The following is an 11,851-nucleotide window of genomic DNA, read 5'->3' as shown; positions in this document are numbered from 1 at the left end:
AAGCTCATGGACAGCAACAACGGCACCGTGGTTCTGGTGACCGGTGGAAGCCGGGGCATCGGGGCGGCCGTCGCTCTGCGGCTCGCCGAGGACGGGGCCGACGTCGCGATCACCTACGTCAGCGACGCGGAGGCGGCGGCCGAGGTCGTGGGGAAGGTCGAGGCGCTCGGGCGGCGGGCCGTCGCGCTGCGGGCCGATGCGGGGAACGCCGCCGAGGTCGCGAACGCCGTCGGGGAGACCGTTCGGCGGTTCGGGCGGCTCGACGTGCTGGTGAACAACGCCGGTGTGGGTCTGCTCGGGCCGCTCGCGGAGCTGACCCCGGCCGACGTGGAGCGCGTACTCGCGGTCAACGTGCGCGGGGTGTTCCACACGACGCAGGCCGCCGCCGCCCACCTCGGATCCGGCGGGCGGATCATCACCATCGGCAGCTGCATGACCCAGCGGGTGCCCGGTCCGGGCGGGACGCTCTACGCCATGAGCAAGTCGGCGCTGATCGGGTTCAACAGGGCGCTCGCCCGGGAGCTGGGCGAGCGCGGGATCACCGTGAACCTCGTGCACCCGGGGCCGGTGGACACGGACATGAACCCGGCGGACGGACCCTACGCGGCTTCGCAGGCGGCCCTGACGGCACTCGGGCGGTTCGGTGCGGCGCGGGAGGTGGCGGCCGTGGTGGCCTTCCTCGCGGGTCCGGAGGCGTCGTACGTGACGGGGGCGGAGTTCGCGGTGGACGGGGGGCACGCCGCGTAGCCCTCCTCGGGCGTGCGGGGCCCTCGCCGGGCGTGCGGGGCCCTCGCCGGGCGTGCGGGCGGGTTCCGGGGCCGGGCCCGTCGACGGGCGGGTGCGGCCCGCCTGCACGGGGCTCCGCCCCGGACCCCGCGCCTCAAACGCCGGCGAGGCTGAAACAGAGCACCCGGAGCCGGACCCGTCGGCGAGGCTGGATTTGGCCTGGACCCCGCGTCTCAAACGCCGGTGAGGCTGGATTCGGCCCGGACCAGGGGCTGGAACGGGCAGCAGCCCGCCCCGGGGGTGTCGGCCCCCGGGGCGGGCTGTACGCAGCGGCCGGTCAGCCGCCGAGTTCCTGGTGGCGGGCGGTCAGGGCCGCGGCGCCGGACTCCGTCAGGGAACCGAACAGGCGCAGGCGGGAGAAGCCGCCGTCCGGGAAGATGTCGATCCGGACGTGCGTGCCGACCGCCGGGGCGTCCAGGACGAAGCGGTGGTTCGTGTCGGGCTGCAGGCGGGTGCGCGGCAGGAACTCCGTCCACTCGCCCTCCTCCCCGGTCTTGACCGACAGGGAGGCCCAGCCGGCCGAGTTGCCCTTGAGGTACGCGGTGTCGATCTCGACGGCGCGGATCTCGGACTCGGCGACGAGCTGGTAGCGGATCCAGTCGTTGCCGTTGTCGCGGCGGCGCGCGGTCTCCCAGCCGTCGTCCATCTTGCGGGAGCGGCCCGGGTTGATGGTGTTGGTGGGCGGGGAGTAGAAGCGGTTGGAGGCGTCCTGGACGGAGCCGCCGTTCTCCAGGGCCGCCACGTCGAAGGAGCCGAGCGCGTCGAGCCACTTCGGGTCGGGCAGGACCTCGCCGTAGACGCGCAGGCGGGCGATGCCGCCGTCGGGGTGCTGGTTGACGCGCAGGTGGGTGAAGCGCTGCTCCACGTCCACCTCGAAACCGTTGGCCGCGTGGCCGCCGACCGGGGTGCGGGCGACGATCGTCGTCCACTTCACGTCGTCGCCCTGGAGCTCCTCCGGGGTCGGCGCGAGGGCGCCCGCCCAGTTGGTGGCCTCGACGGAGACGGCCTGCGGCATGTTGCCGCGGAAGTGGGCGGTGTCGACGACGATGCCGCGGATGACGCCGGGGGCGCCCAGGCGTACGAGCGCCCAGTCGTGGTCCTCGGCGGTCGGCCAGGGCTGCGTGGCGGAGACGCCGCGGCGGCGGCGGGTCTCCCAGCCGTCCATGACCTTGCCCTTGTGCCCGAAGTCCTCGGGGTCGAAGTGCGCGGCCTCGGAGATCAGGAGGTTCTCGCGCTGGGCGAAGAACTCGTCGTTGGCGGCGATGACACCGGCGCCCAGCTCACGGGCGGCGAGGTTCGCGTACTGGGTGAACGGGAAGTCCGCGGTGCGGTAGTCCGCGTACGGGTCGCCGCCTCCGTACGGGTTCGCGTTGCCGGTGAAGGAAGGAATCGCCACTGTCAGTTCTGCCTTTCGAGGAGGAGGCCCGTGGGCTCGGTCGGGGTGCCGTGGTCGGCGATCTGCGTGCCGCGCAGCCAGGTGGACTTGACGACGCCGTGCAGGGTCTTGCCCGCGTACGCCGTGACCTGGTTGCGGTGGTGGAGCTCGGCCGGGTCCACAGTGAACGTTTCTTCGGGGGCGAGCACGGCGAAGTCGGCGTCGCGGCCGGCCTCGATCGCGCCCTTCTGCGCCAGCCCGGCGAGGGCGGCCGGGGCGGCGGACATCCAGCGGACGACGTCCTCCAGGGTCCGGCCGCGGCGGCGCGCCTCGGTCCAGATGGCGGGAAGGCCCAGCTGGAGGGAGGAGATGCCGCCCCACGCGGTGGAGAAGTCGCTGGTCTTCAGGTCCGCGGTGGAGGGCGAGTGGTCGGAGACGATGCAGTCGATGGTGCCGTCGGCGAGCGCGTCCCACAGGAGGTCCTGGTTGGCGGCCTCGCGGATGGGCGGGCAGCACTTGAACTCGCTGGCCCCGTCCGGCACTTCCTCGGCCGTGAGGGTGAGGTAGTGCGGGCAGGACTCGACGGTGATCTGCACGCCCTCGGCCTTGGCGGCGGCGATCAGCGGCAGCGCGTCGGAGGACGACAGGTGCAGCACGTGCACGCGGGCGTTCAGCCGCTTGGCCTGGGCGATCAGGTTGCCGATCGCGGTGTTCTCGGCGTCGCGCGGCCGGGAGGCGAGGAAGTCGGCGTACTTGGGGCCCGGGACGACGGGGGCGGCGTCCAGGTGGTGCGGGTCCTCGGCGTGCACGATCAGCAGGCCGCCGAAGCCGGTGATCTCGGCGAGGGAGGTGGCCAGCTGCTCCTGGTCGAGCTCGGGGAACTCGTCCACGCCCGAGGGCGACAGGAAGCACTTGAAGCCGTAGACGCCGGCGTCGTGCAGCGGGGCCAGGTCCTTGACGTTGTCCGGCAGGGCGCCGCCCCAGAAGCCGACGTCCACGTGCGCCTTGGCGCGGGCGACCTCCTGCTTGACGCGCAGGTTGTCGACCGTGGTGGTCGGCGGGAGGGAGTTGAGCGGCATGTCGAGGATGGTGGTGATGCCGCCGGCCGCGGCGGCGCGGGTGGCCGTCCAGAAGCCCTCCCACTCGGTGCGGCCGGGGTCGTTCACGTGGACGTGGGTGTCGACCAGGCCGGGCAGCAGGACGTCGTCTCCGAAGTCCTCCAGCCGGGCTCCGGCCGGGACCTCGGCCTCGTACGGCAGCACGGCCGCGATCTTCCCGCCGGCGACGGCCACCGAGGCGGCGCGCGTCCCCTCGGGGGTGATGACGCGCGTCGAGCGCAGTACCAGTTCCACAGCCACGTCGGCCACCGAACCTCCCCATCCACTTCCACAGAGCGAAATTCAACGTTCTGTTGACGGAGTCTTCCCGGCGATCCGTACCCAGTCAAGAGCGTCCGGACGGAGCACTGACACACCAGGACCGCAATTGGATGTTTCCACAGGATGGAATTAAGATTTCGCTATACAGAATGTAGCTACCACCACCGGGAACCGGGCGGATAACTTCCGGAGGACGTCCGCCACCAGGACAAACCCTCTCTGACCGGCGGAGACGACCTTGGCCCCGGCACTGGGGCCGACGCCGACCGCCGGGTAGGCTGCTCCCTTGCCTGCCAGCACCGAAAGGACCGCGCCGTGCCGACGTCCAGCGCCAGCACCACCGACGCTTCCTCGAAGACCCCTGCCGCCAGCGGTGGCGTCCAGTCTCTTGAGCGCGCCTTCGACCTGCTCGAACGCATGGCCGATGCCGGGGGCGAGGTCGGCCTCAGCGAGCTCTCCGCCGCCAGCGGTCTGCCTCTGCCCACGATCCACCGCCTGATGCGCACGCTGGTGGCGTGCGGCTACGTACGCCAGCAGCCCAACCGACGGTACTCCCTCGGCCCCCGTCTGATCCGCCTCGGCGAGTCCGCGTCGCGCCTGCTCGGTACCTGGGCCCGCCCCTACCTCGCCCGCCTGGTCGAGGAGACCGGGGAGACGGCGAACATGGCCCTCCTCGACGGCGACGAGATCGTCTACGTCGCCCAGGTGCCGTCCAAGCACTCCATGCGCATGTTCACCGAGGTCGGCCGCCGGGTGCTGCCGCACTCCACCGGTGTGGGCAAGGCGCTCCTCGCCCACACCCCGGCCGACGAGGTACGCGCCCTGCTGGCCCGCACCGGGATGCCGGCGGCGACCGAGAAGACCATCACCACGCCCGAGGGCTTCCTCGACGCGCTGGAGCAGGTCCGCAAGGTGGGCTACGCGGTCGACGACAACGAGCAGGAGATAGGAGTCCGCTGCCTCGCCGTGTCGGTGCCGAACTCGCCGACCGCCGCCGCGATCTCCATCTCCGGTCCGGCGGGCCGGGTCACGGAGGCCGTCGCCGAGTCCTTCGTGCCGATCCTGCAGGGCGTGGCCGCCGAGCTCTCGGTCGCCCTGGCCAACCAGAGCCCCTCGTAGGTCCGCGCAGACGTACGAAGGCCCCGGCCGACCCCGCTTCGGAGGGGCGGCCGGGGCCTTTCCGTACGCCAGTGGGCCGCTGCACCAGTACGCCGCGACGCCGCGGTGCCGCTCGCCGCAGTGTCGCTCAGGCCCTCGGCACCGCGGCCGGGTCCGCCGCCGTGGCCGGGCTCGGCGTCAGCCTGCCGTCCGTCATCGTCGCCGTACGGTCCATCCGTTCCAGGTGCGCGTGGTCGTGCGTGACCAGCACCGTGGCCGTGGAGCGCTCCCGGGTCAGGGTGACCAGCAGGTCGAGCACGGCCGCCCCGCGCTCGTGGTCGAGCGCGCTGGTCGGCTCGTCGACCAGCAGCACGGCGGGCTCGTTCATCAGGGCGCGGGCGATGTTGATCCGCTGCCGCTGGCCGCCGGAGAGCTGGTGGGGGCGCTTGTCGGCCTTCTCGGCCAGGCCCACCGCGTCCAGCAGCTCCAGCGCCCGCCCGCGCACGGCACGCGCGGGGCGGCCGGAGAGGTGCGCCATGACCTGGAGCTGTTCGGCGGCGGTCAGCGAGGCCAGGAGGTTGGGCTGCTGGAAGACGATGCCGATCTTCTCCCGGCGCAGGGCCGACTTCTCGGCGGGGCCGAGCTCCGTGGTGTCCCGGCCCGCGACCACCACCCGGCCGGAATCCGGGGTGACGAGGGTGGCGGCGACCGCGAGCAGGCTGGACTTGCCGGAGCCGGAGGGGCCGATGACCGCCGTCAGCGTGCCGGCGGGCACCTCCAGGCTCACCCCGTCGAGGGCGGTGAGCCGGTGCTCGCCGTCGGGGTAGGTCAGCGTGACGTCGTGGACGAGCAGGGTCATCGGGCGCTCCCGAGGGCGGTCAGCGGGTCGACGGCGGTGATCCGCCGGATGGACAGGGCAGCGCCCAGAGCGCCGAGCAGGATCATGACCGCGGCGGGAACGAGCACGGTGGCGGCGTCCAGGACGAACGGGACGGGGCCGCCGCTGATCAGCGCGCCGAAGCCGGCGGCGAGCGCGGTGCCCAGCCCGGTGCCGAGGGCGAGCATCACGACGGCCTGGCCGAGGGCGTCCTTCAGGAGGTACGGGGTGGAGGCACCCAGTGCCTTCAGGACGGCGATGTCCCCGCTGCGCTGGATCGTCCACACGGTGAAGAACGCGCCTATGACCAGGGCGGAGATGGCGAACAGGAAGCCGCGCATCAGCTGCAGCGAGCCGTTCTCGGCCTGGTACGAGCCTATGGCGCCCAGCGCCTCGTCGACGGTCTGCGCCCTGGTGGCGGCCGCCCTGTCCGCCGCGCCGAGGTCCACGCCGTCGCCGGCGGAGACGGCGACGACGGTGGCGAGGGTGTCGAGGGAGGTGCCGGGGTTGCCGACGCGCTGCCAGTCGTTCAGGTCCATCCAGACGACCGGGGTGTGGCTGTAGGCGGCGGTCCCGGAGACGCCCGCCACGGTCAGCTCCAGCGGGCCGATCTTGAGCTTGGCCCCGGCGGTCAGGCCGCCGAGCTCCTTCGCGGCCTTCTCGGTCAGGACCGCCTGGCCCTGGGTGAGGCCTGCGTTCCGCGGTGCGAGCCCCCCGGCGGAGGCCACCCCGAAGGCCGAGACCGCGGCGGTGCGCTCACCCGAGACGGCGTTGGTGGTGCGGATGCCGAGCGGCTCGGCCGCCTTCACCCCGGGCTGTTCGCGCCAGGCCAGCCAGGCGGGCTCGGCCACCTGGGAGTTGGTGAAGGACACCTTCTGGTCCCCGGCGGGCGCGGCGAAGGCCAGATGGGTGGCGGGCAGACCGGTGACGGCCGAGATGTTCTCCCGGGCCAGGCCTGAGGTGAGCCCGGACAGCAGGCCCACCAGCAGGGTGATGAGCAGCACGACCGAACCCATGAGGGCGAAGCGGCCCTTCGCGAACCGTAGATCTCTCCATGCGACGAACATGTCCCCCACCTTGGTGTTCCGCGTGGACACAAGGCATCGCGCCACAGTAGTGATCCTCGTATCGAAGGGTGCGTCCGGACATCAAACTTTCGGTTGACCGGGTCCGGTCCGTCCCCACTTACGCTGGTCCGGACATGACTGCTCCCGTTTCCTCCGCTCCCCCCGCTCCGACCGCTCCCCCGGCCCGTCCCGCCACCCGTGCCCTGACGCCCGTGTCCAAGGTGCTGCGGCTGTGCCTGCACGCGCTGCTCTTCGGCCTGCTCGCGCTCGCCGCCACGCGGGCCGTCACCGACTCCGCGCCCCGGGCCGGCTGGGTGATCGCGGCCTGCGCGGTGCTCGCCGCCGTCTACGCGGGCGGCGTACGGGCCCCCGCCGTGCACAGCTCGCCGCGCGCCGGGGCGCTGTGGCTGGCGGGGCTCGGCGCGGCATGGGCGGCGCTGCTCGTGGTCTGCCCCGACGGGCTGTGGATCGCGTTCCCGCTGTACTTCCTGGAGCTGCACCTGCTGCGGCTGCGCTGGGGGGTCACGGCCGTCGCGGCCACCGCGTGCGCGGCCATCGCCGGATTCCTCGCGCACAGCAGCGCGGTGACCCCCGGGGCCTTCCTCGGGCCGTTGCTGGGCGGAGCGGTGGCGGTGGCGACCGTACTGGGCTACCAGGCGCTCTACCGCGAGAGCGAGCGCCGCCGGGAGCTGATCGAGGAGCTGATCACCACCCGGGCGGAGCTGGCCGCGGCCGAGCGGGGCGCGGGGATCCTGGCCGAGCGGGAGCGCCTCGCCCGGGAGATCCACGACACCCTCGCCCAGGGGCTGTCCTCCATCCAGCTGCTGCTGCGGGCGGCCGAGCGGGCACTGCCGGAGGGTGCCCCGGCGCTCGCGCACATCGGGCAGGCCCGGGAGGCGGCCCAGGAGAACCTCGCCGAGGCGCGTCGTTTCGTACGGGCCCTCACCCCGCCGGACCTGGAGCGCGGGTCGCTGGCGGCCGCGCTGGAGCGGCTGTGCACGGGGGTTCCGGGACCGCGCGTGCGGTTCTCGCTGGTGGGCAGCCCGCGGGTGCTGCCGACCCCCTACGAGGTGGCCCTGCTGCGGATCGCGCAGTCGGCGCTGGCCAATGTGGTGCGGCACGCGCGGGCCGGGCGCGCCGAGATCACCCTGACGTTCATGGACGCCTCGGTCACCCTGGACATCGTCGACGACGGGCACGGCTTCGACCCGGCGTCCGCGTCACCGGGTCCGGCGGGCTCCGGCGACGGCGGCTTCGGGCTGCCGGCGATGCGCTCGCGCGCCGAGACCCTGGGCGGGCTGTTCACCGTGGAGTCCGACCCGGGCCAGGGCACCGCCGTGGCCGTCACCCTGCCGCTGCCCCTCGAAAACCTCGAAAACGCCGAAACCCTCGGACACGTCGCACACGGCGCACACGTCGCACACGTCGGACAGGTCGAGAACACGGTGCACGCGCAGCGCCCGGACGCCGTGGAGGCACTGTGACCATCCGTCTCCTGCTCGCCGACGACCACCCGGTGGTCCGGGCCGGGCTGCGCGCCGTGCTGGACACCGAACCGGACTTCGCGGTGGTGGCCGAGGCGGCGACCGCCGAGCGGGCGGTGGAGCTGGCCGCCCGTGAGCCGGTGGACGTGGTGCTGATGGACCTCCAGTTCGGTCCCGGTCCCGGGATGCACGGCTCCGAGGCGACGGCCCTGATCACCGCCCGGCCGGGCGCGCCCCGGGTGCTGGTGCTGACCACGTACGACACGGACGCGGACATCCTGGCGGCCGTGGAGGCGGGTGCCTCCGGCTACCTGCTCAAGGACGCCCCGCCGGAGGAGCTCGCGGCGGCCGTACGGACGGCCTCGGCGGGCCAGTCGGCACTGGCCCCGGCGGTGGCGCTGCGCCTGATGGACCGGATGCGGACCCCGGCGGAGGCGCTGACGAAGCGTGAGCTGGAGGTGCTGCAGCTGGTGGCGGACGGCCTGTCGAACCAGCAGATCTCCAAGGAGCTCTTCCTCAGCCAGGCCACCGTCAAATCCCACCTGGTGCACATCTACGCCAAGCTCGGCGTCGACTCCCGCACCTCGGCGGTCGCGACGGCCGCCGTACGCCGGCTGATCCGCACCCCCTAGCGGGGGTCTGCCCCAGGGCGGAGAGGCCGGGCAGCAGGCGGGTGCCGGGGTGCGGGGCGGCGGGAACATCGGGGTGTCCGATCGTCCGGTTCCCGCAGCGAGAGCGAGCCCATGATGCCTGTCACCTCCACCCCCGCGCGCCGGGCGGCACGGCGCCCCGCCGCCGGCCCCCCGCCCGCCGCCGTGCGGGCCGCCTTCGCGCTCTGGGTCACCGCCGTGGCCGCGGGCGCCTTCGAGACCGCGCTGATGGTGGGCCGGGATCCGGCCGAAGGCTTCGGCGTGGGCCTGGCGGTGCGGCTGGTGGTGTTCACCACCGCCCTGCTGGTCGCCGTACGCATGCGCCGCGGCGCCGGCTGGGCCCGGATCACCCTGGCGATCGGCCTCGGGGTCCTCGGCACCGCCTCGCTGGTGGTCGAACCGCTCGGGTACCTCCTCGACGGCGGGTCCCTCGCCGACGCGCTCGCCCGCGCGGACGCCCTGGAGCGGGTCTTCCTCGTCAGCCGGACGGTCCATCTGGCGGCCGTGCTGACGGCGGTGGTGCTGATGTTCCGCCCGGCGGCGAACCGGTACTTCCGCGCGGCCGCGTAAGGGCCCCGCAGGAGCGCCCCTCACGCCACCCAGTACGGCCGGTCCACCGACGACGGCAGCGGGATCCCGTCGTGGAAGGCGGTCGCGAGGCGGTGGATCCCCTCGTCGAGCCGGTCGGCGGGGAGCGTGTACGGGATCCGCAGCCGGTGTTCGAAGGTGCCCGGGTCCACCCCGAAGCGCGCGCCGCGGCCGATGTGCACCCCGGCCGCGGCGGCCCGCTCGGCCAGGGCGGAGCTGACCGGCTCGCCCAGGTCGACCCAGAGCGAGAGGCCGCCCGGCGGGACCTGCCAGGACCATTCCGGGGTGTGCCGCCGGAGGGCCTGCACCAGGGCCTCCCGCTGGATCCGCAGCTGCGCCAGCCGTGCGGGCAGCTCCCGGTCGAGGCCGTCCAGCAGCGGGAGCGCGACCAGCTGGTCGAGCACCGAGCCGGTCATGTCGGCGGAGACCCGTACGGCCGTCAGCTCGGTGATCATCTTCGCGGTGGCCCGGATCCACCCCACCCGCAGCCCGCCCCAGTGCGTCTTGCTCAGCGAGCCGATGGTGATCACGTGGTCCGCGCCCCCGCGCGGGGCGAGGGAGGCCAGCGGTGCTGGCGCGGGCACGTCCAGCGCGATGTCGGCGATCGTCTCGTCGACGACCAGCCAGGTTCCGGTGGCGCGGGTCGCCGCGAGCAGCCGCAGCCGCTGCTCCGGCGGCATCAGCACGCCCGTCGGGTTGTGGAAGTCGGGGATCACGTACGCCAGCCTGGGCACGGTCTGGCGGAGCGTGGACTCGGCTATCTCCATGTCCCAGCCCGCGTCGGACACGGCGATGGATCCGGTGCGCAGCCGTGCGTGGCGCAGCGCGTCGAGTGCGTTGGCGTAGGTCGGGTTCTCGGTCACGACCCGGTCCCCCGGGCCGCAGAGCAGACCGACCACCAGCGAGAAGGCCTGCTGGGCCCCGGCCGTGACCAGGATCTGCTCGGGGCGCGTGGGGAGCCCGCGCCGGGTGAACCGGTCGGCGACGGCGCTGCGGAGGTCGGGCAGGCCGAAGGGGTGGTAGCCGGGATCCCGGGCGAGCCGGGGCAGCCGGGGCGCGGCCCACGCGAAGGCGTCGGCGAGGCAGCCCTGCGGTGCGCCCATGGCGGCGATGGCGAGGTCGACCCCGGGCTCGCCGTCGGCGCTGTAGCCGCCGGCGCCGAGGAGGGCGTGGGCGCCGACGGGGCGGTGGCCGTCGGGGAGCTCGGTCCAGGTGCCGGAGCCGCGCCGGCTGCGGACGTAGCCGCTCTCGCGCAGCAGGTCGTAGGCGCCGGTGACGGTGGCCCGGCTGGCGCCGACGGCCTCGGCGAGTTCGCGTTCGGCGGGCAGCCGGACGTGCAGGGCGACGCGTCCGTCGAGGATCAGCGTGCGGACGGCGTCGGCGAGCGCCCGGTAGCCGGGGCGGGCCAGGACGTCGGCGGGCAGCAGGGCCGCGAGCTGACGGCTGCCGATGGTTCTGTCCGCAGTCCGGACCACTCGCCCTGTTGCCATGCCAACCTCCCCCGATTGGCTCTGACGGCCAGGCCAATCGAGGACCAGACTCGCTGTATTGGCCCCTGATTGGCAAGGAGATCCCCGCGATGCTGACCGATCGTGACGAACGTGCGCGGCTGGCCGCCGCCGAGAACCGGATCGCCCGTCCGCTGCGGATCCGGGACGGGCTGGCCTCCGTACGGCGCATCCTGGGACGGCGGTCGCAGGACCGCGCGCAGGAGCGAGAATCGGTGGCATGCCAGCCAACCACCCCACACACTCCGGTCCACCCCTGATCGCGGGGCTGCTCCTGGCCGCGGGCGGCGGCCGCCGGCTCGGCGGCCGGCCCAAGGCCCTGCTCCCCTATCGCGGGCGCCCGCTGGTCGAGAACGCCGTGCGGGTGCTGCGCGAGGCGGGCTGCGGCCCGGTGCACGTGGTGCTCGGCGCGTCGGCGGCCGAGGTCCGTGAGCGCGCGGACCTGGCCGGCTGCGTGGTCGTGGACAACCCGGACTGGGCGCAGGGGATGGGCTCCTCGCTGCGGGCCGGCCTGGCCTCCCTCGCCGGTACGGGCGCGGGCGCGGCCCTGGTCTCGCTGGTGGACCAGCCGGGCATCGGCGCGGCGGCGGTGGCCCGGGTCCTGGCGGCGTACCGCTCCCCGGCGAGCCTGGTGGCGGCGGCGTACGGCGGGGAGCGCGGCCATCCGGTGCTGTTCGGTGCGGACCGCTGGGCCGACATCGCCGCGACGGCGACCGGCGACAAGGGCGCGCGGGTGCATCTTGCGCGACATGCCGGAGAGCTCATGCTGGTGGAGTGCTCCGACATCGCGGAGGCCTTCGACATCGACACCCCGCCCGACCTGGTACGACTCCTCTGAGCACGGTGTAACGGTGATGGCACTGAGGGCCACGGGCAAGCGGAATCTGTCGACTCAGAGAATCTCGACGTCAACAAACCATTGAACTTCCACCATGAGGAAATTACTATCCACTGGTCAGAAGCGCCCTGAACCCCCAGACGGCGCCCGCGACCGTATCCCGGAACTCTCCACACCCGACGGCACTGCGTGCCGTCTCGC

At 73.6% G+C, this 11,851-nt stretch carries 12 protein-coding genes; 7 read left to right on the top strand and 5 right to left on the bottom strand.

Annotated elements, in window-relative coordinates:
* The first annotated feature begins 6 nt into the window (after nt 1-6).
* Nucleotides 7-747: an SDR family oxidoreductase gene (locus DEJ51_RS27290; RefSeq protein ID WP_150260238.1), complete on the top strand. Its 741-nt coding sequence runs from the start codon at nt 7-9 to the stop codon at nt 745-747.
* 316 nt (nt 748-1,063) lie between these two features.
* Here DEJ51_RS27290 and alc read toward each other — a convergent pair whose 3' ends face one another.
* Both alc and allB read right to left on the bottom strand, forming a co-directional pair.
* On the bottom strand, nt 1,064-2,182 hold the full coding sequence (gene alc / locus DEJ51_RS27285; protein ID WP_150260237.1) for an allantoicase: 1,119 nt from the start codon (nt 2,180-2,182) through the stop codon (nt 1,064-1,066).
* Nucleotides 2,183-2,184: 2 nt separating this feature from the next.
* The gene (gene allB, locus DEJ51_RS27280; RefSeq protein ID WP_411757404.1) at nt 2,185-3,519 is read right to left on the bottom strand and encodes an allantoinase AllB; all 1,335 of its coding nucleotides are present in this window, start codon (nt 3,517-3,519) and stop codon (nt 2,185-2,187) included.
* A 336-nt stretch (nt 3,520-3,855) separates the two neighbouring features.
* Here allB and DEJ51_RS27275 point away from each other — a divergent pair, with 336 nt between their 5' ends.
* A complete protein-coding gene (locus DEJ51_RS27275; protein ID WP_150260235.1) occupies nt 3,856-4,659 on the top strand; it encodes an IclR family transcriptional regulator in 804 nt (267 codons plus the stop codon).
* A 127-nt stretch (nt 4,660-4,786) separates the two neighbouring features.
* On the opposite strand, the gene DEJ51_RS27270 is transcribed toward DEJ51_RS27275, so the two are convergent.
* Nucleotides 4,787-5,497, bottom strand: a complete 711-nt coding sequence (locus tag DEJ51_RS27270) for an ABC transporter ATP-binding protein (RefSeq protein WP_150260234.1) — start codon at nt 5,495-5,497, stop codon at nt 4,787-4,789.
* Nucleotides 5,494-6,582: an ABC transporter permease gene (locus DEJ51_RS27265; RefSeq protein WP_150260233.1), complete on the bottom strand. Its 1,089-nt coding sequence runs from the start codon at nt 6,580-6,582 to the stop codon at nt 5,494-5,496. Before DEJ51_RS27265 ends, DEJ51_RS27270 begins: the two co-directional genes overlap by 4 nt.
* A 134-nt stretch (nt 6,583-6,716) precedes the next feature.
* Here DEJ51_RS27265 and DEJ51_RS27260 point away from each other — a divergent pair, with 134 nt between their 5' ends.
* From DEJ51_RS27260 to DEJ51_RS27250, 3 genes are all read left to right on the top strand, one after another.
* Nucleotides 6,717-8,066, top strand: coding sequence for a sensor histidine kinase (locus DEJ51_RS27260; protein WP_150260232.1), 1,350 nt, complete (start codon nt 6,717-6,719; stop codon nt 8,064-8,066).
* The gene (locus DEJ51_RS27255; RefSeq protein ID WP_150260231.1) at nt 8,063-8,698 is read left to right on the top strand and encodes a response regulator; all 636 of its coding nucleotides are present in this window, start codon (nt 8,063-8,065) and stop codon (nt 8,696-8,698) included. Before DEJ51_RS27260 ends, DEJ51_RS27255 begins: the two co-directional genes overlap by 4 nt.
* Nucleotides 8,699-8,809: 111 nt before the next feature.
* Nucleotides 8,810-9,286, top strand: coding sequence for a hypothetical protein (locus tag DEJ51_RS27250; RefSeq protein WP_150260230.1), 477 nt, complete (start codon nt 8,810-8,812; stop codon nt 9,284-9,286).
* 20 nt (nt 9,287-9,306) lie between these two features.
* Here the strand turns inward: DEJ51_RS27250 and DEJ51_RS27245 are convergent, their stop codons facing one another.
* Nucleotides 9,307-10,794, bottom strand: a complete 1,488-nt coding sequence (locus DEJ51_RS27245; protein ID WP_150260229.1) for a PLP-dependent aminotransferase family protein — start codon at nt 10,792-10,794, stop codon at nt 9,307-9,309.
* 89 nt (nt 10,795-10,883) lie between these two features.
* Here DEJ51_RS27245 and DEJ51_RS34680 point away from each other — a divergent pair, with 89 nt between their 5' ends.
* Both DEJ51_RS34680 and DEJ51_RS27240 read left to right on the top strand, forming a co-directional pair.
* Entirely contained in the window at nt 10,884-11,072 is a 189-nt protein-coding gene (locus DEJ51_RS34680; protein WP_190620666.1) for a hypothetical protein, read from the top strand.
* The gene (locus DEJ51_RS27240) at nt 11,033-11,650 is read left to right on the top strand and encodes an NTP transferase domain-containing protein (RefSeq protein WP_150260228.1); all 618 of its coding nucleotides are present in this window, start codon (nt 11,033-11,035) and stop codon (nt 11,648-11,650) included. The genes DEJ51_RS34680 and DEJ51_RS27240 overlap by 40 nt, the downstream gene beginning before the upstream one ends.
* The last annotated feature ends 201 nt before the right edge of the window (nt 11,651-11,851 follow it).

The organism is Streptomyces venezuelae (assembly GCF_008642275.1).
Lineage (GTDB): Bacteria > Actinomycetota > Actinomycetes > Streptomycetales > Streptomycetaceae > Streptomyces > Streptomyces venezuelae_E.
The sequence above is the reverse complement of the archived record's forward strand: the minus strand, read 5'-3'. Positions and strand labels throughout refer to the sequence as shown.